This is a genomic window from Pseudomonas sp. ACM7 (assembly GCF_004136015.1).
Lineage (GTDB): Bacteria > Pseudomonadota > Gammaproteobacteria > Pseudomonadales > Pseudomonadaceae > Aquipseudomonas > Aquipseudomonas frigoris.
On record NZ_CP024866.1, the window covers coordinates 4,567,909 to 4,587,883 of the forward strand.

Consider the following 19,975-nt stretch of genomic DNA (forward strand, 5'->3'; position numbering starts at 1 on the left):
CCAGACACATCCAGCTAAAAGTCTGCCGCACCCTCAAGCATTCGCAGGTCTAGCCTTCTCATGAATTCATCATGAGAGAAGGCAAAGGAATGCCTGAACTGTCAGCTTCACATCGCCTGCGAATCGGCCGCTATGCCGAGCAAAACAGGGTTTATCTCCTGACTGCCAATACCCTGAAGCGGGAGCCGGTTTTCATGGATTTCAGCTTGGGAAGATTGGTCGTACACCAATTCAAACAAGCACAGGACCAAGGGTTTGCCGACTCTTTGGCCTTTGTCGTCATGCCTGATCATTTTCATTGGCTTGTCCAGTTGCAAAAAGGGTCGCTGGGCCAGTTGATGTGCCAGACCAAATCGTTAAGTACTCGCACAATCAATGCCGCCACAGGCAGAACAGGCAGCCTGTGGCAGCAGAGTTTTCATGATCATGCGGTGCGACGAGAGGAGGATTTGGTGAAGCTTGCTCGATATGTTGTAGCCAACCCATTGCGGGCGGGGCTGGTTGAGAAGCTTGGCGACTATCCGTTGTGGGATGCGATATGGGTTTGACGGGATACCGAGTTGCCTTCTTCGCGAGCAAGCCCGCTCCCACAGGGGATCTTCGGTGTGGTGGAGATCGAGTGTGGGAGCGGGCTTGCTCGCGAATGGCCGCGCCACGGTCTAACGGTCAGGCTCACACCCCTTCAGCACCAACCGGATAATCGTCTGCGCCGCCGCTTCATAGTCGGCCTCATCGAGCTTGACCTTTCCGGTCACCGCGGAAATCTGCCAGTCGAAGTCGGCATAGGTCTGGGTCGCGGCCCAGATGCTGAACATCAGGTGGTTGGGGTCGATCGGGGCGATCTGGCCGCGGTCGATCCAGGTCTGGATGCAGTCGATGTTGTGCTTGGCCTGGCCGTTGAGCCGTTCAACCAGATCAGCGCTCAGGTGCGGCGCGCCATGCATGATTTCGCTGGCGAATACCTTGGAGGCGAAGGGCAGGTCGCGGGAGATGCGGATTTTCGAGCGAATGTAGCCGCTCAGCACTTCACTGGGCACGCCGTCGGCATTGAACGGTGTCGAGGCCTGCAGAATCGGTTCGATGATGCTTTCCAGGACCTCGCGGTAGAGGTTTTCCTTGGATTTGAAATAGTAATAGACGTTGGGCTTGGGCAATCCCGCCTTGGCTGCGATGTCACTGGTTTTGGTCGCAGCGAAGCCCTTGTCGGCAAATTCTTCACTGGCGGCACGCAGGATCAGTTCTTTGTTGCGCTCGCGGATGGTGCTCATAAACCAGGGGGTTCCTTGCCTGTTCTGGCGGTTGCGCATGGTAGCACCGGCCTCGCGCGGCGCTCAAGAATGCCCCGTGCGGCACCCGGCCGCGCTATGCTGCGCGGCATTCATTCAAGAAGGAAACCTGATTCATGGCAGGAAGCAGTTTGCTGGTGCTGATCGATGACATCGCCGCGGTACTCGACGATGTGGCGTTGATGACCAAAATGGCCGCCAAGAAAACCGCTGGCGTGCTCGGCGACGATCTGGCGCTCAATGCCCAGCAGGTTTCCGGTGTGCGTGCCGAGCGGGAAATCCCGGTGGTGTGGGCGGTGGCCAAGGGGTCGTTTCTCAACAAGCTGATCCTGGTGCCCTCGGCGTTGGCTATCAGCGCGTTCATTCCCTGGCTGGTCACACCGTTGTTGATGATCGGCGGCGCGTACCTGTGTTTCGAAGGTTTCGAAAAGCTGGCCCATAAATTCCTGCACAGCAAGGCTGAAGACCAGGCCGAGCATGCAGAGCTGGTCGAGGCCGTGGCTGATCCGGCGGTCGATCTGGTGGCGTTCGAGCAGGACAAGATCAAAGGCGCCATCCGCACCGACTTCATTCTCTCTGCAGAAATCATCGCAATCACCCTGGGCATCGTGGCGGATGCCTCGCTGACTCAACAAGTCATCGTGCTTTCGGGCATTGCCATCGTCATGACCATCGGCGTGTATGGCCTGGTGGCCGGCATCGTCAAACTCGACGACCTCGGCTTGTGGCTGACTCAGAAGCCAGGACAGATGGCCAAAAGCTTTGGCGGCGGGATCCTGCGTGCGGCGCCGTACATGATGAAAAGCCTGTCGGTGATCGGCACGGCGGCGATGTTTCTGGTGGGTGGCGGAATTCTCACCCATGGCGTGCCGGTGGTTCATCACTGGATTGAAAGCGTCAGTGCAGGGGCGGGCGGTGCCGGGTTTGTCGTGCCGACGTTGCTGAATGCGGTGGCGGGGATTGTGGCGGGGGCCATTGTGTTGGCCTGTGTCATGGTCGTCAGCAAAATCTACAAGGCGCTGAAAGGCTAAAACCTGGCACTGACCAAAAATGTGGGAACGGGCTTGCTCCGGGCGGCGTTCCGACGAAAGCGGCGGAACATTCAACATCGATGTGACTGACAGACCGCTTTCGTCGGAACGCCGCCCGGAGCAAGCCCGCACACAGTTGATTTGTGGTGTTTGAGATTCCGTGCATGAAAAAGGCCATTCGATTCGGATCGAATGGCCTTTTTTTGTTGCCGATGAATTACTCGGCGATCTGCAACTTGCGCGACTCGGTGTACACGTAGCGCACTTTCTCGTACTCGAATGGCGAGTTCAGCTGGCCATAGCGGAAGCTGTTCTGGTAGCGCTTGTCGATACCACGCAGGACCCAGATTTCCGGATGGTTTTCGCTGACTTCGGAGACGTTCAGGAAGTTGATCGCCGACTCTGCGGTGAAATCGACCGCCAGGCCCCCGGTGTCGCGGATGTTGGAAGGTCCGAGGATCGGCAACACGAAGTAGGCGCCGCCCGGTACACCGTAGAAGCCCAGCGTCTGGCCGAAGTCTTCGTTCTGGCGCGGCAGACCCATGGCGGTGGCCGGGTCCCACAGGCCGGCGATGCCGACGGTGGTGTTGAGCAGCAGGCGCGCGGTGGTTTCCATCGAGCGCTGCCCCTTGAACTGCAGCAGGCTGTTCAACAGGTTCGGCACGTCACCGAGGTTGTTGAAGAAGTTGCTGACACCGGTGCGCAGGAAACTCGGCGTGATGTAGCGATAGCCATCGACCACTGGCAGGAACACCCATTGGTCGAAGCGGTAGTTGAAGTGGTAGACGCGGCGGTTCCACTCTTCCAGCGGGTCGTAGACGGCCAGCGCGCTAAGCGTCGAGCGTTCGAACTCGCGCTGATCCAGCCCAGGGTTGAATTTGAGTTTGCTCAGCGGCTCCTTGAAGCCGTCATTGTCAATCACAACCGGTGCGTTGGCTTTGCTGTTGTCGGCATTGGCTACGCCTGCACAGAGTAACGCTGCGATAAGCAGGAGATATTTAGCCACGGAAGAACTCCAGCATGGCGTCGCTGTTGACGCGGTAATTAAGGTTGCCGCAATGGCCGCCCAGTGGATAAACGGTCAAACGATCGCCAAAGGTCTTGCGCAGGAAACCGAGGTCGCCAGGGCCGAGGATCACGTCGTCGGCGTTGTGCATGACGGCGATTTTCGGGCTGTCGTGCAGGTAATCCTTGAGTGCATACAAGCTGACCTGGTCGATCAGTTGCAGCAGGCTGCCGCCGTCGGTGCGGGCGCGCCACATAGGGATGAGCTGTTCGGTGATGTAACAGTCGAAGTCGCACTGCAGCGCACGCTTGAGGTACGGTGTGAGGCTAGTGCCTTCGGTAATCGGGTACTTCGGCGGGGTGATGAGGCCACGGCGGTTGATCAGGTCCGAGGTGAAGGCAATGTCGGCGGCCGAGAAGCGGAATGAGGTGCCGATCAGCATGGCCATCTGTTCGTTGCTCAGGTGCTGCTTGGACTGCTGGAAGTCGTAGAGCAGGGCATCGTTGAGGTCGATGTAGCCCTTCTGCTGGAAGTAGCGGGTCAGTTTGTTCAGCACCAGCTCATAGAAGGTGGTGGTGTTGTTAATGCCCTTGACCTCGGTCTGGACCAACTTGTCCAGGTTGGTGATCGAGGTGTAGAGGTTGACCGGCGGGTTGAGCAGCAAGACTTTCTTGAAGTTGAAGCTGCGACGGGTTTCGTCCAGGTGCGCGACAAATGCCGCGTCCAGGGCACCCAGGCTGTAGCCGGTCAAGTAGTAATCGGTGACGGGGACTTTCGGGTTTTGTGCCCGCACGGCCTGCATTACCCGGTACATGTCTTCGGCATCGTCCTCGGTGATACCCGGGGTGGCGAAGCGTGAGGCGGCGCTCATGAAGTCGAAGCTGGTAGGCGACGACAGTTGCACCACATGGTAGCCGGCCTTGTAGTACAGCTTTTTCAGGTATTCGTTAAGGCTGCTGTCGTAGCGCGCGCCGGTGCCGGAGATCAGGAAAATCAGCGGTGCGGCTTTATCCTGAGTGGCGATGCGATAGGTGAGCTTCTTCACCGGCCAGAAGTTGTCCGGCAGGTCGAACTCACGCTCCGGGCGCAAGGTAACGCTGCGTGTCTGCTGATCGATGTCGTCGTCCAGCGGCAACTCCGGACGCAGGTTCGGCGGTGTCGTGGCAATGGTCGCCTCGAACGGGTTGGTCAAGGGGTAGCCATAGCTGGCAGCGTCGATATCGACGGCCAGTGCGGACGCACTCAAAATAAGGCCGCCAAACAGGGCGGCGAAGCGCAAGAAACGGAGCATGACTAGATCCCTTAGAGAAAGGTGCCGAATGAAGTTCGCAGGCTATGACCACGGGGTTTGCGCCAAAGTGCCATGGATCGGCACCAATCAGGCCTAATTTCGGAGTAATGGTAGCTGGACGATACACTCTGCAGCGATTTCGTGACCAATTATCTCTTGCACGCGTTTGCTTACCGCTGGCGGGGGATTAAGCTGGCCGCCGTTTTCGTTTATTGGAGTGCTTCATGTCCCGCCGTCTGCCTGTGATTCTGCTGCTCGTTCTCCTGCCATTATGGCTGGCCGCCAGTTATGGCGCGCGTTATGGCTTTATGGAAGATGCTCAATGGGTCGGCATCTGTGTGGACGAAGCGAGTCGCTGGGAATGCCAGGTTCGTTCAAGCCTGGGCTTGATGATTCACTTCAATGTCTTGGGCTTCGCGGCATTGGCGGCAGCCTTTATCGGTTTTGTGCTGCCGGGCCGGGCAGGGTGGTGGTTGGCGGTGCTGGCGCTGGTGTTCGGTTTTCCGGCGTTGGCGTTGTACAACACAACTTTGGCTGTTTTTGCGGTGGTGATTGCTGGGTTGCGTCTGGTCAGGGCTTCCCGCAGCGCCTGACAGTCAGTCTTCGCGAGCAAGCCCGCTCCCACATTCGAACGCATCTATCATGAGAACGCGGTCAAATGTGGGAGCGGGCTTGCTCGCGAAGGGGTCAGCAGATGCACCGAAGATTTACCCCTTGCGAACCCGCAAACTGCGCCACAACGCTGCAACCATCAACACACTCACCAGCGCCCAACCCCAGGCCTGCTGATTCTGCAACCCTTCACGGTAAAGCTGCGGCGCAATGCCAGCACCGATGATGAAGGTCAGCAGGGCAATCTCCCGACGCGGCACGCTCACCGGGCGGCACAGATAGACCAGCGCCGGCAGGATGAATGCAACACTCGGGAAGCTGCGATAACGCGGATCGAACACCAGCTCCAGCATCGTCACCGCAGCGGCAAAACCGGCCGCAGCGAGCAACCAGCCCGCCCGACGTTCCAGCGCATTGAACGCCCGTCCGCGCCAGCCAGTGCGAGCGCTCAGAGTCAGTGCCGCATGGGCCAGCACCAACACGTTGAGCGCCGTCAGCAAAGCGACCCACAACCATTCACTGGCAAACCGCGTGGTGACCCGGGCCAGGTCGCCCCAGGCGCCAATCGAGCAGGCGGCCAGCGCACCGAGCAGCGGTAGAACCAGCGCTGCGCGAGTGCTGCGTACACGTCCACCGAGGATGAGTGTGCCGAGGAAGATCAAACCACCCACCACCAGCCACTGCGTCCAGTAAGGCACGTTCGACACCGGACCGGCGAGCACGCCCTTGTCCTGGCGATCGGCATCGAACAGCCCCCAGTAACCACCGACCGCACCTTCGCTGGCGCGTTTCCACGGCTGGTCGAAGGCTTCGATCAGGTTGTAATGCCAGCCTTGCTGCTCCGCCATGATGACAAAACCACGAATGAACTTGGCTTCATTGACCCGGCTCGGCAGGGCGGTTTCACGCTGACGGCCTTCGCTGGGCCAGCCGGTTTCGCCAATCATCACGTCCTTGGGTGCGAACTTGTTGCCGAACACCTGACGTACTTCGGCCACATGCTGCAGGGCGGCGTCGATGTTCGACGGGTCATCTTCCCAGTACGGCAACAAATGGATGGTCAGGAAATCCACCGCCGGGGCGATTTCCGGGTGCTTGAGCCAGAACTCCCAGACGTCGGCGTAAGTGACAGGTTGTTTGACCTGGCTTTTGACTTTATTAATGAGCTTGGCCAGCTGCGCGCCAGTGACTTCCTTGCGCAACAGGGTTTCATTGCCGACGATCACTGAGGTCACCACGTCCGCGTTGGCGTTGGCCGAGGCGATCAGCAGGTCGACTTCCTTGGCGGTGTCCACCGGGTTGCTGTTGACCCAGGCGCCGATCATCAGTTTCAGCCCGTGCTTGCGCGCCAGGTCGGGCAGGGCCTCGAGGCCGGTCATGGAATAGGTGCGGATGCATTCGAAGCTTTTTGCCAGCAGCGCGAGGTCGGCGTCCATGCGCTCGGGGCGCAGCTTGAACGGCTGATCGAACGGCGATTGGTCCTTGTCGAACGGGGTGTAGGAGGCGCATTGCAACTTGTGCGTCGCGCTGGCCACGTCCGGCAGCACCACCGGTTTACCGAGGCCGTACCAGAAGCCACCAAGGGCAAAAAGCCCCAGCAGGCAGGCGAATAGGTAAGCAAAGAAAGGAAAGCGGGATGTCGCGGGCATGGTCAGGCCGTCTGGGAGCAAAGCCGCGCATGTTACCTTCATTTGCCGCGTGCTTGGTGGCCTGCATACTTTTGACATGCAAAGTTTGGGCGGATTGGCCGGCGGACTTCCGGTGGTCTAGATTAATGGCGTTCTGATGTCGTTTCTCGATGCCTTGAGGTCGCTGGCAGAGCAGGTCGCCATTGTCTTGAGGTTGATTATCGACGCATCAGTGCTCTCATAGATAAATCGCGCTGATGTTCGGACGAGTTTGCGGTGGGCGTGATGGGGGCGCTGTGCACCATAACAATACGTTGACGCGACTCGGCATCCGTCGAGCGCAGCACTTTCGGGGAAGTAACGATGAAGATGCGACGACTCTTGGGCGCCGGTGCCGCTTTGGTGCTGGCGATCAGTTCTACTGTAGCCAGCGCCGAAGGCAAGGCAGTGACTATCGGTTATGTCGACGGCTGGTCGGACAGTGTTGCCACGACCAACGTGGCCGCTGAAGTGATCAGGCAGAAACTCGGTTATGACGTGAAACTGCAAGCAGTCGCCACCGGGATCATGTGGCAGGGTGTGGCCACTGGCAAACTCGATGCCATGATGTCTGCGTGGCTGCCTGTGACTCATGGTGAATACTGGACCAAGAACAAGGATCAAGTCGTCGATTACGGTCCGAACTTCAAGGACGCGAGAATTGGCCTGATCGTGCCGGAGTACGTCAAAGCTAAAAGTATTGCCGATCTGAAAACCGACGACAGCTTCAAAGGTCGCATCGTCGGCATCGACGCCGGTTCGGGCGTGATGCTCAAGTCCGAGCAGGCAATCAAGGACTACGATCTGACCGGCTATCAACTCAAGGCCAGTTCCGGCGCCGGCATGATTGCCGAGCTGACCCGTGCCGAGAAGAAAAACGAATCCATTGCTGTCACCGGTTGGGTGCCGCACTGGATGTTCGCCAAGTGGAAACTGCGCTTCCTGGACGACCCGAAAGGCGTTTATGGTGCGGCTGAAACTGTAAACAACATCGGCAGCAAAGAGCTGGCAACCAAGGCGCCGGAAGTTGCCAAGTTCATGAAGAACTTCCAGTGGGCGTCGAAAGACGAAATCGGTGAAGTCATGTTGGCCATTCAGGATGGTGCCAAACCTGAAGTCGCCGCGAAGGATTGGGTGGCCAAACACCCGGAACGCGTTGCAGACTGGACCAAATGATTTGAGCTGACGCGTCTGGTCAGCACTTCTCAAGGCCCCTTGGCAGTCATGCCAAGGGGCCTTTTGCTTTTCCCCAGTGGGAGCGAGCCTGCTCGCGAAGGCGGTGTGTCAGTCGACATAGATATTGACTGACACACCGCCTTCGCGAGCAGGCTCGCTCCCACATTGTTTAGGGGATGCTGGGAAATGGCGATTCTGTCATGTCGTTCTAATACTAAGGTCGTCTGGAACCAGTTCAGTAGCCGCATAGAGTGGATAACGTTCCAACTTCATCTGTGCTGCGAGGATAAAAACAATGAACGACAGCATTTACCTCTCGATTCAAAACAGCCCGCTCTTCAAGGAGCTGGTTAGTAAGCGAGAAAGGTTCGCCTGGATTCTTTCGGCGATCATGCTTGGGCTTTACTCCGGATTCATCCTTTTGATTGCTTACGGGCCGCATATTCTGGGGGCGAAAATCAGCCCCGAGTCTTCGATTACCTGGGGGATACCGATTGGTGTCGGGCTGATTCTCTCGGCCTTTATCCTGACTGCAATCTACGTACGACGCGCCAATGGCGAATTCGACGACCTGAACAATGCGATTCTCAAGGAGGCTCAGCAATGATCCGGCGTCTAATGGCTCTATTGAGCATCGCAGCCTTTGCACCTGGCGCCTGGGCAGGTGAAGCCCTGACCGGCGAAGTGCACAAACAACCGCTCAACGTTTCCGCGATCCTGATGTTCGTCGCGTTCGTGGGTCTGACCCTGTGCATCACCTACTGGGCCTCCAAGCGCAACAATTCGGCGGCTGACTACTATGCGGCGGGTGGCAAGATCACCGGCTTCCAGAACGGTCTGGCAATTGCTGGCGACTACATGTCGGCGGCGTCCTTCCTGGGTATTTCCGCCCTGGTGTTCACCTCTGGCTACGACGGCCTGATCTACTCGATCGGCTTCCTGGTGGGCTGGCCGATCATTCTGTTCCTGATCGCCGAGCGCTTGCGTAACCTGGGTAAATACACCTTTGCCGACGTGGCGTCCTATCGCCTTGGGCAAACCCAGATCCGCACGCTGTCCGCTTGCGGCTCGCTGGTGGTGGTGGCGTTCTACCTGATCGCGCAAATGGTCGGTGCCGGCAAGCTGATTCAGCTGCTGTTCGGTCTCGACTACTACGTCGCGGTGATCCTGGTCGGTATCCTGATGTGCATGTACGTGTTGTTCGGCGGCATGCTGGCGACCACTTGGGTGCAGATCATCAAGGCCGTGTTGCTGCTGTCGGGTGCTACGTTCATGGCACTGATGGTCATGAAGCACGTCAACTTCGACTTCAGCTTGCTGTTTTCCGAGGCGATCAAGGTTCACCCTAAAGGTGAAGCGATCATGAGCCCGGGCGGCCTGGTGAAAGATCCGGTCTCGGCATTCTCCCTTGGCCTGGCACTGATGTTCGGTACCGCTGGCCTGCCGCACATTCTGATGCGCTTCTTCACCGTGAGTGACGCGAAAGAAGCTCGCAAGAGCGTGCTGTATGCAACCGGCTTCATTGGCTACTTCTACATCCTGACGTTCATCATCGGCTTTGGCGCGATCCTGCTGGTCAGCACCAACCCTGCCTTTAAAGACGCGGCTGGCGCGCTGTTGGGCGGCAACAACATGGCGGCGGTGCACCTGGCTAACGCGGTGGGTGGCAGTATCTTCCTGGGTTTCATCTCGGCAGTCGCATTCGCAACCATTCTGGCTGTAGTGGCTGGTTTGACGCTGGCCGGCGCTACGGCGGTATCTCACGACCTTTATGCCAGTGTGATCAAGAAGGGCAAAGCCAACGACAGGGATGAGATCCGCGTCTCGAAAATCACCACCATCTGTCTGGGTGTGTTGGCGATCGGTCTGGGCATTCTGTTCGAAAGCCAGAACATCGCGTTCATGGTGGGCCTGGCGTTCTCCATCGCGGCGAGCTGTAACTTCCCGGTGCTGCTGCTTTCCATGTACTGGAAGAGGCTGACCACACGTGGTGCGATGATCGGCGGCTGGTTGGGTCTGATCAGTGCCGTTGGTTTGATGGTCCTTGGGCCAACCATTTGGGTGCAGATTCTGCATCACGAGAAGGCTATCTTCCCGTATGAGTACCCGGCGCTGTTCTCCATGGCCATTGCGTTTATCGGGATCTGGTTCTTCTCGATCACTGACAAGTCGACTGCGGCTGACAATGAGCGGGCGCTGTTCTTCCCTCAGTTTGTTCGTTCGCAGACGGGCTTGGGGGCGAGTGGGGCGGTTGCTCACTAAGGCTTCAGGTTTGTTTATATAAGCTGCGTTAAACAGAAATGCCCCGGTCGAGAGATTGGGGCATTTTTGTTTGAGTAGTGCTTTGAGAGTTGTGTTGGCCGGCATGCCGCCTTCGCGAGCAAGCCCGCTCCCACATTAGATCTCCTGAGTACGCAAACTCCGCGAACAACCGAGATCAAGTGTGGGAGCGGGCTTGCTCGCGAAGGCGGCAGACCAGTCGGTGCAATACTTGAGGAGAGCAGGGTAAATGGCACAAACAAAAACGGCCTCTATTTAATAGAGGCCGTTCCCGGTGCAACTCAAGACGTTATCGCAAGACAGGTCTTATTTGCGGTCTTCCAGCTTGGTGATGTCACGCGACTCGTAGCCGGTGTACAGCTGGCGCGGACGGCCAATCTTGTACGGGCTGGAGAGCATTTCTTTCCAGTGGGAGATCCAGCCGACAGTCCGCGCCAGGGCGAAGATCACGGTGAACATGCTGGTTGGAATGCCGATCGCCTTGAGGATGATCCCCGAGTAAAAGTCGACGTTCGGGTACAGCGAGCGTTCGATGAAGTACGGGTCGGTCAGTGCGATCTCTTCCAGGCGCATGGCCAGTTCGAGTTGCGGATCGTTGGTAATGCCCAGTTCCTTCAGCACTTCGTCGCAGGTCTGCTTCATGACTGTTGCGCGTGGGTCGCGGTTTTTGTAAACCCGGTGACCGAAGCCCATCAGCTTGAACGGATCGTTCTTGTCCTTGGCCTTGGCAATGTACTTGTCGATGTTCGACACATCGCCAATTTCATCGAGCATGGTCAGAACAGCTTCGTTCGCGCCGCCGTGGGCAGGGCCCCACAGTGCAGCGATGCCGGCGGCGATACAGGCGAACGGGTTGGCACCCGAAGAGCCGGCCAGGCGTACGGTGGAAGTCGATGCGTTCTGCTCGTGGTCGGCATGGAGGATGAAGATCTTGTCCATGGCGTTGGCGAGCACCGGGCTGATCGGTTTGATCTCGCACGGGGTGTTGAACATCATGTGCAGGAAGTTTTCCGCGTACGTCAGGTCGTTGCGCGGGTACATCATGGGTTGCCCCATCGAGTACTTGTAAACCATCGCTGCCAGGGTCGGCATCTTGGCAACCAGGCGGATCGCGGAGATTTCGCGATGCTGCGGGTTATTGATGTCCAGGGAGTCGTGGTAGAAGGCCGAGAGGGCGCCGACTACGCCGCACATGACGGCCATCGGGTGGGCGTCGCGACGGAAACCGTTGAAGAACGTCTTCAGCTGCTCGTGAACCATGGTGTGGTTCTTCACGGTGCTGACGAACTGGGCCTTCTGTTCTGCGGTCGGCAATTCGCCGTTGAGCAGCAGATAGCAGGTTTCCAGGTAGTCCGACTTTTCAGCCAGCTGTTCGATCGGGTAGCCGCGGTGCAGCAGGATGCCGTTGTCGCCGTCGATATAGGTGATCTTCGACTCGCAGGAAGCTGTCGACATGAAACCAGGGTCAAAGGTGAAACGGCCCGTGGCCGTCAGGCCCCGAACATCGATAACATCGGGACCAACGGTGCCGGTTAAAATGGGCAGCTCGACGGGGGCTGCGCCCTCGATGATCAACTGCGCTTTTTTGTCAGCCATGTGGCCTCCTATTTATGCTTGAAATCATCAGACAGACCCCCCACGCAGGGCCCGCACCACTATAGTGAGATAAATTCGAATGTCAATTTGCCTAAAGTCTTGCTCCAGAAGGCTTTAACCGGACTTTTTCCTCGAAATTGACTGCCATTTACGCCTTTTATACGACTTGTGCAATGAGCTATTAGGGGAAGGCGATTGCGTTGTCATTAGTAGCCTAACTGTCTATACTCGGCCTCCGACCGCCAGGGGCTTTTGGGCCTGCTTTACTGGGGGTCGCACTCCCTGGGTGGTGGGTACCTGACCAGTGCACTCCCCAACAACTTTGCCCTGATTGTTAGGGGCTCTTCAGTGTGAAAAAAAGCCGTGAATAGCCAACGACCTGTAAACCTAGACCTAAGGACCATCAAACTCCCAGTCACTGCTTACACGTCCATTCTTCACCGAATCTCCGGAATCATCCTCTTTGTCAGCCTGGCCATCATGCTTTATGCATTGGACAAGTCGCTCGACTCGGAAGAAGGCTTCGGTCAGGTGAAAGCGTGTCTGACCAGTCCGCTAGCCAAGCTAGTGACATGGGGCATCCTGTCCGCCTTGCTGTATCACTTGGTTGCCGGTGTGCGCCACTTGATGATGGACATGGGCATCGGCGAGTCGCTTGAGGGCGGCAAACTGGGCTCGAAAATCGTTATCGCCGTTTCCGTGGTGGTAATCGTTCTGGCAGGAGTTTGGATATGGTAACTAACGTCACGAACCTGTCGCGTTCGGGCCTCTATGACTGGATGGCACAGCGTGTGTCTGCGGTCGTTCTCGCGGCTTATTTCATATTCCTGATCGGATACGTCATTGCCCATCCTGGCATCGGCTACGCCCAATGGCATGAACTGTTCGCAAGCAACTGGATGCGTATTTTCAGTCTCCTGGCCCTCGTTGCCCTCGGCGCTCACGCCTGGGTCGGCATGTGGACCATCGCGACCGACTACCTGACGCCAATGGCGTTCGGCAAGTCCGCGACTGCAATACGTTTCCTCTTCCAGGCAGTATGCGGCGTCGCGATGTTCGCGTACTTCGTCTGGGGTGTGCAGATTCTTTGGGGTATCTGATTCATGTCTACTACAGTTAATACGCTTTCGTTCGACGCCATCATTATTGGCGGCGGCGGTGCCGGCATGCGCGCTGCGCTGCAGCTGGCACAAGGTGGTCACAAGACTGCCGTAGTTACCAAGGTTTTCCCGACTCGTTCGCACACTGTATCCGCCCAGGGCGGCATCACCTGCGCCATCGCCTCGGCAGATCCGAACGATGACTGGCGCTGGCACATGTACGATACCGTCAAGGGTTCCGACTATATCGGTGACCAGGACGCTATCGAATACATGTGTTCCGTAGGCCCGGAAGCGGTCTTCGAACTCGAGCACATGGGTTTGCCGTTCTCCCGTACCGAACAAGGCCGCATCTATCAGCGTCCGTTCGGCGGTCAGTCGAAAGACTTCGGTAAAGGTGGCCAGGCTGCCCGTACTTGCGCCGCTGCCGACCGTACCGGTCACGCACTGCTGCACACCCTGTACCAGGCCAACCTCAAGGCCGGCACCGTATTCCTCAACGAATACTACGGCGTCGACCTGGTGAAGAACGAAGACGGTGCCTTTGTCGGCATGATCGTCATCTGCATCGAAACCGGCGAAACTTCCTACGTCCGTGCTAACGCCACCGTATTGGCGACCGGCGGTGCAGGTCGTATCTACTCGTCCACCACCAACGCCCTGATCAACACCGGTGACGGCGTCGGCATGGCTCTGCGTGCTGGCGTGCCGGTACAAGACATTGAAATGTGGCAGTTCCACCCAACCGGCATCGCCGGCGCCGGTGTACTGGTTACTGAAGGCTGCCGCGGTGAAGGCGGTTACCTGATCAACAAGCACGGCGAGCGTTTCATGGAGCGTTATGCTCCGAACGCCAAAGACCTGGCTGGTCGTGACGTGGTTGCTCGCTCGATGGTTAAAGAAATCATCGCCGGCAACGGTTGTGGTCCGGATGGCGACCACGTAATGCTGAAACTCGATCACCTCGGTGAAGAAGTTCTGCACAGCCGTCTGCCAGGCATCATGGAACTGTCCAAGACCTTCGCTCACGTCGATCCAGCCGTGGCGCCGATTCCGGTCGTTCCAACCTGCCACTATATGATGGGCGGCGTGCCGACCAACATTCACGGTCAGGCAATCACTCAGGACGCCGACGGCGTTGACCAGATCATCCCGGGTCTGTTCGCAGTAGGCGAAGTGGCCTGCGTATCGGTTCACGGTGCCAACCGTCTGGGCGGCAACTCGCTGCTCGACCTGGTGGTATTCGGTCGTGCGGCCGGCCTGTTCCTGGAACAGACCCTGAAAGAAGGCGTCGACTACACTCGCGCTCGCCAGTCCGACATCGACGCTGCCCTGGCACGTCTCGATGGCCTGAACTCGCGTACCGAAGGCGAAGATGTCGCCACCCTGCGTAAAGAGCTGCAAAGCTGCATGCAGAATTACTTCGGTGTATTCCGTACCGGCGAATACATGCAGAAGGGTATTGCCCAGCTGGCTGATCTGCGTGGCCGTATCGCCAACGTCAAGATCAACGACAAGAGCCAGGCGTTCAACACTGCTCGTATCGAAGCGCTGGAATTGCAGAACCTGCTGGAAGTGGCCGAAGCTACCGCCATCGCTGCAGAGATCCGCAAAGAGTCCCGCGGCGCTCACGCCCGTGAAGACTACGAAGATCGCGACGACGAAAACTGGCTGTGCCACACCCTGTACTTCCCGGGTGACAAGCGCGTAACCAAGCGTGCTGTGAACTTCTCGCCGAAGACTGTTCCGACTTTTGAACCTAAGATTCGGACTTATTAAGGGTGGCCGCCATGTTGCAAGTCAGTGTTTATCGCTACAACCCTGATCAGGACGCTGCGCCGTTCATGCAGGAATTTTCGGTCGATACCGGTGGTAAAGACCTGATGGTGCTGGACGTGCTGGCCCTGATCAAAGAGCAGGACGAAGGTTTCTCCTATCGTCGCTCTTGCCGTGAAGGTGTTTGCGGTTCCGACGGCATGAACATCAACGGCAAAAACGGTCTGGCGTGCGTCACGCCGCTGTCCGCTGTCGTAAAAGGTAACAAGCTGATCGTTCGTCCTCTGCCAGGTTTGCCGGTAATCCGTGACCTGGTCGTCGATATGAGCATCTTCTACAAGCAATACGAAAAGGTTAAGCCATACCTGCAGAACGACACGCCGGCTCCGGCCATCGAACGTCTGCAGACCCCTGAAGAGCGGGAAAAGCTCGACGGTCTGTACGAGTGCATCCTGTGCGCTTGCTGCTCGACCTCTTGCCCGTCCTTCTGGTGGAACCCGGACAAGTTCCTGGGTCCAGCTGCTCTGCTGCAAGCGTATCGCTTCCTGGCAGACAGCCGCGACACCAAGACTGCCGAGCGTCTGGCTTCGCTGGATGACCCGTTCAGCGTATTCCGCTGCCGCGGGATCATGAACTGCGTCAACGTCTGCCCGAAAGGCCTGAACCCGACTAAGGCCATCGGTCACGTACGTAACATGCTGCTGCAAAGCGGCGTGTGATTCAGCTGCTGTAACCGGCTGTTGTAAATGTAGTACCGCTGTACCCGTAGATGCTACGGCGCAGGCTTCAACCGGCGCCGTAGTCTTAACCTGAGCAGCAGCTTATAAGGCTGCGGCTCTTATTTTGAAGAAATGAGACAAGCAGGGGCATCCGGGCTGGTACCCGGACTATCAGCGTGATCCTAAGTGGCTTGTTTTAGTCGCTGCATTCGGACTTCTGCAAGCGTGCTCGGTGTCGACGCCGGTGGTGTTCCCCTAACCGAGGGTGACCAAGCATGCAAGAAAGCGTGATGCAGCGCATGTGGAACAGCGCCTACCTATCCGGTAGTAACGCTGCCTATGTGGAAGAGCTCTATGAGCTCTACCTGCACGACCCTAACGCTGTGCCAGAAGAGTGGCGCACCTACTTTCAGAAGTTGCCTGCTGACGGCAACACTGCCACCGATGTTTCGCACTCCACAATTCGCGATCATTTCGTCTTGCTGGCAAAGAACCAGCGCCGCGCCCAACCGGTTTCCGCCGGCAGCGTGAGCAGTGAGCACGAGAAGAAGCAAGTTGAAGTGCTGCGATTGATCCAGGCCTACCGTATGCGTGGCCACCAGGCAGCCCAGCTTGACCCGCTGGGGCTGTGGCAGCGTCCTGCACCTGCAGACCTGTCGATCAATCATTACGGCTTGACCAATGCCGATCTTGATACGACCTTCCGTGCCGGCGACCTGTTCATCGGCAAAGAGGAGGCGAGCCTACGCGAAATTCACGAAGCGTTGCAGCAGACATATTGCCGCACCATCGGCGCTGAATTTACGCATATCACCGATTCCGAGCAGCGCCAGTGGTTCCAGCAGCGTCTGGAAAGCGTGCGCGGCCGTCCGACGTACTCCGCCGACATCAAGAGCCACCTGCTCGAGCGCGTCACGGCCGGCGAAGGTCTGGAAAAATACCTGGGTACCAAATACCCGGGTACCAAGCGTTTCGGTCTGGAAGGCGGCGAGAGCCTGATTCCGATGCTCGACGAGCTGATCCAGCGTTCCGGTTCCTACGGCACCAAGGAAATCGTCATCGGCATGGCCCACCGTGGTCGTCTGAACGTGCTGGTCAACACCTTCGGCAAGAACCCGCGCGAGCTGTTCGACGAGTTCGAAGGCAAGAAGAAGGTCGAGCTGGGTTCCGGTGACGTTAAATATCACCAGGGCTTCTCGTCCAACGTCATGACCACCGGCGGTGAAGTTCACCTGGCCATGGCCTTCAACCCGTCCCACCTGGAAATCGTATCTCCAGTGGTCGAGGGTTCGGTTCGCGCCCGTCAGGATCGTCGTAACGACCCTACCGGCGAGAAGGTTCTGCCGATCTCCATCCACGGTGACGCGGCATTCGCCGGTCAAGGCGTGGTCATGGAAACCTTCCAGATGTCGCAGACCCGCGGTTTCAAGACCGGCGGCACTGTGCACATCGTGATCAACAACCAGGTCGGTTTCACCATCAGCAACCCGCTGGACTCGCGTTCCACCGAGTACGCGACCGACGTTGCGAAGATGATCCAGGCGCCGATCCTCCATGTGAATGGTGATGATCCGGAAGCCGTGTTGTTCGTGACCCAGCTGGCCATCGACTACCGCATGCAGTTCAAGCGTGACGTGGTGATCGACCTGGTCTGCTACCGTCGTCGGGGCCACAACGAGGCCGACGAGCCAAGCGGCACCCAGCCAATCATGTATCAGCAGATCACCAAGCAGCGCACCACCCGTGAGCTGTATGCCGATCGTCTGACTCAGGGCGGTGTGCTGGACGCAGAGCGTGTTCAGGCGAAAGTCGACGAATACCGCAATGCGCTGGACAACGGTCTGCATGTTGTAAAAAGCCTGGTCAAAGAGCCGAACAAAGAGTTGTTCGTGGACTGGCGTCCGTATCTGGGCCACGCCTGGACCGCGCGTCACGACACTCGCTTCGATCTGAAAACCTTGCAGGAACTGTCCGCCAAGCTGCTGGAAATCCCGGAAGGCTTCGTGGTTCAGCGCCAGGTCTCGAAAATTTACGAAGACCGTCAGAAAATGCAAGCCGGCGGCCTGCCAATCAACTGGGGTTACGCCGAAACCATGGCGTACGCGACCCTGGCGTTCGAAGGTCACCCGATTCGCATGACGGGTCAGGACATCGGTCGCGGTACGTTCTCGCACCGTCACGCTGTCTTGCACAACCAGAAAGACGCGGGTACCTACGTCCCGCTGCAAAACCTGTACAAGGGCCAGCCACGTTTCGATCTGTACGATTCGTTCCTGTCCGAAGAAGCCGTGCTGGCGTTCGAATACGGTTACTCGACCACCACGCCTGAGGCGCTGGTGATCTGGGAAGCCCAGTTCGGCGACTTCGCCAACGGTGCCCAAGTGGTTATCGACCAGTTCATCACCAGTGGCGAGCACAAGTGGGGCCGTCTCTGCGGTCTGACCATGCTGCTGCCGCACGGTTATGAAGGTCAGGGTCCGGAGCACTCTTCGGCTCGTCTGGAGCGTTACCTGCAACTGTGCGCCGAGCACAACATTCAGGTAGCCGTACCGACTACGCCGGCTCAGATCTACCACTTGCTGCGTCGTCAGGTGATTCGCCCGCTGCGCAAGCCGTTGATCGTTCTGACTCCGAAGTCGCTGTTGCGTCACAAACTGGCCATCTCGACGCTGGAAGATCTGGCCGAAGGTTCGTTCCAGACCGTTATCCCGGAAATCGATACCCTGGACCCGAAAAAGGTCGAGCGCGTTGTTCTGTGTAGCGGCAAGGTCTACTACGACCTGCTGGAAAAACGCCGTGCCGAAGGTCGTGACGACATCGCCGTCGTGCGTATCGAGCAGCTGTACCCATTCCCTGAGGACGACTTGAACGAAGTCCTGGCTCCGTACACCAACCTCAAACATATCGTTTGGTGTCAGGAAGAGCCGATGAACCAGGGTGCCTGGTACTGCAGCCAACACCACATGCGCCGCATCGTTGGCAATCACAACAAAGCACTCTTTCTCGAGTACGCCGGTCGTGATGCTTCCGCTGCACCTGCTTGTGGTTATGCATCGATGCACGCTGAGCAGCAGGAAAAACTGCTGCAAGACGCCTTTACTGTTTAACGCCTTCGCGCACCTGAAACCGAATTTAAGGACCCACAGATAATGGCTATCGAAATCAAAGCCCCCACTTTCCCGGAATCGGTTGCCGATGGCACCGTTGCCACCTGGCACAAAAAGCCGGGCGACGCCGTCAAGCGCGACGACCTGATCGTCGACATCGAAACTGACAAAGTCGTACTGGAAGTGTTGGCCACCGCTGATGGCGTGCTGGGCGCTATCGTCAAGAACGAAGGCGACGTCGTTCTGTCCGACGAAGTCCTGGGCTCCATCGAAGCGGGCGGCGCTGCTGCCGCTCCAGCTGCTGCCGCTGCTCCGGCCGCTGCACAAGCTGCTGCTCCAGCCGCTGAAGGCGAAGATGATCCTGTTGCTGCACCGGCTGCTCGCAAGCTGGCTGAAGAAAACGGTATCAACATCGCTTCCGTTGCCGGCACTGGCAAAGGCGGTCGTGTGACCAAGGAAGACGTTGTTGCCGCTGTAGCTGCCAAGAAAGCCGCTCCGGCTGCCGCACCTGCCAAGGCTGCTGCTCCTGCCGCTGCTGCTCCAGTGTTCGCTGCCGGCGATCGCATCGAGAAGCGCGTACCGATGACCCGCGTACGGGCCACCGTCGCCAAGCGTCTGGTTGAAGCTCAATCGAACATGGCAATGCTGACCACTTTCAACGAAGTCGACATGACCGAAGTCATGGCCCTGCGTTCGAAGTACAAGGACCTGTTCGAGAAGTCCCACAACGGCGTGCGCCTGGGCTTCATGTCGTTCTTCGTCAAGGCTGCCACCGAAGCGCTGAAACGCTTCCCGGCTGTCAACGCGTCGATCGACGGTGCTGACATCGTTTACCACGGCTATGCCGACGTCGGTGTCGCTGTTTCCAGCGACCGCGGCCTGGTTGTTCCGGTTCTGCGTAACGCCGAACTGATGAGCCTGGCTGAAATCGAAGGCGGCATCGCCACCTTCGGCAAGAAGGCTCGTGACGGCAAACTGTCGATGGATGAGATGACCGGCGGTACTTTCACCATCACTAACGGTGGTACTTTCGGTTCGATGATGTCGACCCCGATCGTCAACCCGCCGCAAGCGGCCATCCTGGGCATGCACAACATTCTGCAGCGTCCTATGGCGATCAACGGTCAGGTTGTTATCCGTCCGATGATGTACCTGGCGCTGTCCTACGATCACCGTCTGATCGATGGCAAAGAAGCTGTGACCTTCCTGGTTACCATCAAGAACCTGCTGGAAGACCCGGCTCGTTTGCTGCTGGATATCTGATTTCGTTGCACGGGCCGTCCAGTGATGGACGGCCCTCCTGTAATGACCAGCTTCGTCCCACGACG

Annotated in this window: 17 protein-coding genes; 12 read left to right on the forward strand and 5 right to left on the reverse strand. The window is 58.0% G+C overall.

Annotated elements, in window-relative coordinates; all coding sequences use genetic code 11:
• Nucleotides 1-89: 89 nt before the first annotated feature.
• Nucleotides 90-548: a transposase gene (locus tag CUN63_RS21640; protein WP_129445130.1), complete on the forward strand. Its 459-nt coding sequence runs from the start codon at nucleotides 90-92 to the stop codon at nucleotides 546-548.
• Between the two features lie 111 nt (nucleotides 549-659).
• Here the strand turns inward: CUN63_RS21640 and CUN63_RS21645 are convergent, their stop codons facing one another.
• Entirely contained in the window at nucleotides 660-1,268 is a 609-nt protein-coding gene (locus tag CUN63_RS21645; RefSeq protein WP_129442265.1) for a TetR/AcrR family transcriptional regulator, read from the reverse strand.
• 134 nt (nucleotides 1,269-1,402) lie between these two features.
• Between CUN63_RS21645 and CUN63_RS21650 the strand changes: the two genes are divergently transcribed.
• Nucleotides 1,403-2,317, forward strand: a complete 915-nt coding sequence (locus tag CUN63_RS21650; RefSeq protein WP_129442267.1) for a DUF808 domain-containing protein — start codon at nucleotides 1,403-1,405, stop codon at nucleotides 2,315-2,317.
• Nucleotides 2,318-2,534: 217 nt separating this feature from the next.
• Here the strand turns inward: CUN63_RS21650 and CUN63_RS21655 are convergent, their stop codons facing one another.
• Both CUN63_RS21655 and CUN63_RS21660 read right to left on the reverse strand, forming a co-directional pair.
• Nucleotides 2,535-3,323, reverse strand: coding sequence for a VacJ family lipoprotein (locus CUN63_RS21655; protein WP_129442269.1), 789 nt, complete (start codon nucleotides 3,321-3,323; stop codon nucleotides 2,535-2,537).
• Nucleotides 3,316-4,614, reverse strand: coding sequence for a serine/threonine protein kinase (locus CUN63_RS21660; RefSeq protein ID WP_129442270.1), 1,299 nt, complete (start codon nucleotides 4,612-4,614; stop codon nucleotides 3,316-3,318). The genes CUN63_RS21655 and CUN63_RS21660 overlap by 8 nt, the downstream gene beginning before the upstream one ends.
• A gap of 224 nt (nucleotides 4,615-4,838) precedes the next feature.
• Here CUN63_RS21660 and CUN63_RS21665 point away from each other — a divergent pair, with 224 nt between their 5' ends.
• Nucleotides 4,839-5,207 carry a hypothetical protein gene (locus tag CUN63_RS21665; protein WP_129442272.1) on the forward strand — a complete coding sequence of 123 codons (369 nt, stop codon included), beginning with the start codon at nucleotides 4,839-4,841 and terminating at the stop codon, nucleotides 5,205-5,207.
• 114 nt (nucleotides 5,208-5,321) lie between these two features.
• Here the strand turns inward: CUN63_RS21665 and CUN63_RS21670 are convergent, their stop codons facing one another.
• Nucleotides 5,322-6,917, reverse strand: a complete 1,596-nt coding sequence (locus tag CUN63_RS21670) for a beta (1-6) glucans synthase (RefSeq protein ID WP_129442274.1) — start codon at nucleotides 6,915-6,917, stop codon at nucleotides 5,322-5,324.
• A 300-nt stretch (nucleotides 6,918-7,217) separates the two neighbouring features.
• Here CUN63_RS21670 and CUN63_RS21680 point away from each other — a divergent pair, with 300 nt between their 5' ends.
• From CUN63_RS21680 to CUN63_RS21690, 3 genes are all read left to right on the forward strand, one after another.
• On the forward strand, nucleotides 7,218-8,069 hold the full coding sequence (locus CUN63_RS21680) for a glycine betaine ABC transporter substrate-binding protein (protein WP_129442276.1): 852 nt from the start codon (nucleotides 7,218-7,220) through the stop codon (nucleotides 8,067-8,069).
• 295 nt (nucleotides 8,070-8,364) lie between these two features.
• Nucleotides 8,365-8,676, forward strand: a complete 312-nt coding sequence (locus CUN63_RS21685; RefSeq protein ID WP_129442278.1) for a DUF485 domain-containing protein — start codon at nucleotides 8,365-8,367, stop codon at nucleotides 8,674-8,676.
• Nucleotides 8,673-10,331, forward strand: a complete 1,659-nt coding sequence (locus CUN63_RS21690; RefSeq protein WP_129442280.1) for a cation acetate symporter — start codon at nucleotides 8,673-8,675, stop codon at nucleotides 10,329-10,331. Before CUN63_RS21685 ends, CUN63_RS21690 begins: the two co-directional genes overlap by 4 nt.
• A 324-nt stretch (nucleotides 10,332-10,655) precedes the next feature.
• Here CUN63_RS21690 and gltA read toward each other — a convergent pair whose 3' ends face one another.
• Complete coding sequence (gene gltA / locus CUN63_RS21695; protein ID WP_008148584.1) at nucleotides 10,656-11,945, reverse strand: citrate synthase; 1,290 nt, start codon at nucleotides 11,943-11,945, stop codon at nucleotides 10,656-10,658.
• Nucleotides 11,946-12,308: 363 nt separating this feature from the next.
• Here gltA and sdhC point away from each other — a divergent pair, with 363 nt between their 5' ends.
• The 6 genes from sdhC (at nucleotide 12,309) to odhB (ending at nucleotide 19,910) form a co-directional block, all read left to right on the forward strand.
• Nucleotides 12,309-12,683 (forward strand): succinate dehydrogenase, cytochrome b556 subunit, encoded by a 375-nt coding sequence (gene sdhC, locus CUN63_RS21700; RefSeq protein WP_033053500.1) that lies wholly within the window; start codon nucleotides 12,309-12,311, stop codon nucleotides 12,681-12,683.
• A complete protein-coding gene (gene sdhD / locus CUN63_RS21705) occupies nucleotides 12,677-13,045 on the forward strand; it encodes a succinate dehydrogenase, hydrophobic membrane anchor protein (RefSeq protein WP_129442282.1) in 369 nt (122 codons plus the stop codon). Before sdhC ends, sdhD begins: the two co-directional genes overlap by 7 nt.
• A gap of 3 nt (nucleotides 13,046-13,048) precedes the next feature.
• Nucleotides 13,049-14,824, forward strand: coding sequence for a succinate dehydrogenase flavoprotein subunit (sdhA, locus tag CUN63_RS21710; protein ID WP_129442284.1), 1,776 nt, complete (start codon nucleotides 13,049-13,051; stop codon nucleotides 14,822-14,824).
• Between the two features lie 11 nt (nucleotides 14,825-14,835).
• Nucleotides 14,836-15,540 carry a succinate dehydrogenase iron-sulfur subunit gene (locus CUN63_RS21715; RefSeq protein WP_008148594.1) on the forward strand — a complete coding sequence of 235 codons (705 nt, stop codon included), beginning with the start codon at nucleotides 14,836-14,838 and terminating at the stop codon, nucleotides 15,538-15,540.
• A 275-nt stretch (nucleotides 15,541-15,815) separates the two neighbouring features.
• Nucleotides 15,816-18,647 (forward strand): 2-oxoglutarate dehydrogenase E1 component, encoded by a 2,832-nt coding sequence (locus CUN63_RS21720; RefSeq protein ID WP_129442286.1) that lies wholly within the window; start codon nucleotides 15,816-15,818, stop codon nucleotides 18,645-18,647.
• A 42-nt stretch (nucleotides 18,648-18,689) separates the two neighbouring features.
• Nucleotides 18,690-19,910, forward strand: a complete 1,221-nt coding sequence (gene odhB / locus CUN63_RS21725) for a 2-oxoglutarate dehydrogenase complex dihydrolipoyllysine-residue succinyltransferase (protein ID WP_129442288.1) — start codon at nucleotides 18,690-18,692, stop codon at nucleotides 19,908-19,910.
• Nucleotides 19,911-19,975: the final 65 nt, after the last annotated feature.

Bases quoted from the DNA above. Each gene is read 5' to 3' on its own strand.
- CUN63_RS21690 (WP_129442280.1), top strand. From the start codon at position 8,673: ATGATCCGGCGTCTAATGGCTCTATTGAGCATCGCAGCCTTTGCACCT.
- CUN63_RS21670 (WP_129442274.1), bottom strand. From the start codon at position 6,917: ATGAAGGTAACATGCGCGGCTTTGCTCCCAGACGGCCTGACCATGCCC.
- odhB (WP_129442288.1), top strand. From the start codon at position 18,690: ATGGCTATCGAAATCAAAGCCCCCACTTTCCCGGAATCGGTTGCCGAT.
- sdhD (WP_129442282.1), top strand. From the start codon at position 12,677: ATGGTAACTAACGTCACGAACCTGTCGCGTTCGGGCCTCTATGACTGG.
- CUN63_RS21660 (WP_129442270.1), bottom strand. From the start codon at position 4,614: ATGCTCCGTTTCTTGCGCTTCGCCGCCCTGTTTGGCGGCCTTATTTTG.
- CUN63_RS21645 (WP_129442265.1), bottom strand. From the start codon at position 1,268: ATGAGCACCATCCGCGAGCGCAACAAAGAACTGATCCTGCGTGCCGCC.
- CUN63_RS21685 (WP_129442278.1), top strand. From the start codon at position 8,365: ATGAACGACAGCATTTACCTCTCGATTCAAAACAGCCCGCTCTTCAAG.
- CUN63_RS21650 (WP_129442267.1), top strand. From the start codon at position 1,403: ATGGCAGGAAGCAGTTTGCTGGTGCTGATCGATGACATCGCCGCGGTA.
- gltA (WP_008148584.1), bottom strand. From the start codon at position 11,945: ATGGCTGACAAAAAAGCGCAGTTGATCATCGAGGGCGCAGCCCCCGTC.
- sdhA (WP_129442284.1), top strand. From the start codon at position 13,049: ATGTCTACTACAGTTAATACGCTTTCGTTCGACGCCATCATTATTGGC.
- CUN63_RS21680 (WP_129442276.1), top strand. From the start codon at position 7,218: ATGAAGATGCGACGACTCTTGGGCGCCGGTGCCGCTTTGGTGCTGGCG.
- CUN63_RS21665 (WP_129442272.1), top strand. From the start codon at position 4,839: ATGTCCCGCCGTCTGCCTGTGATTCTGCTGCTCGTTCTCCTGCCATTA.
- CUN63_RS21640 (WP_129445130.1), top strand. From the start codon at position 90: ATGCCTGAACTGTCAGCTTCACATCGCCTGCGAATCGGCCGCTATGCC.
- CUN63_RS21720 (WP_129442286.1), top strand. From the start codon at position 15,816: ATGCAAGAAAGCGTGATGCAGCGCATGTGGAACAGCGCCTACCTATCC.
- CUN63_RS21715 (WP_008148594.1), top strand. From the start codon at position 14,836: ATGTTGCAAGTCAGTGTTTATCGCTACAACCCTGATCAGGACGCTGCG.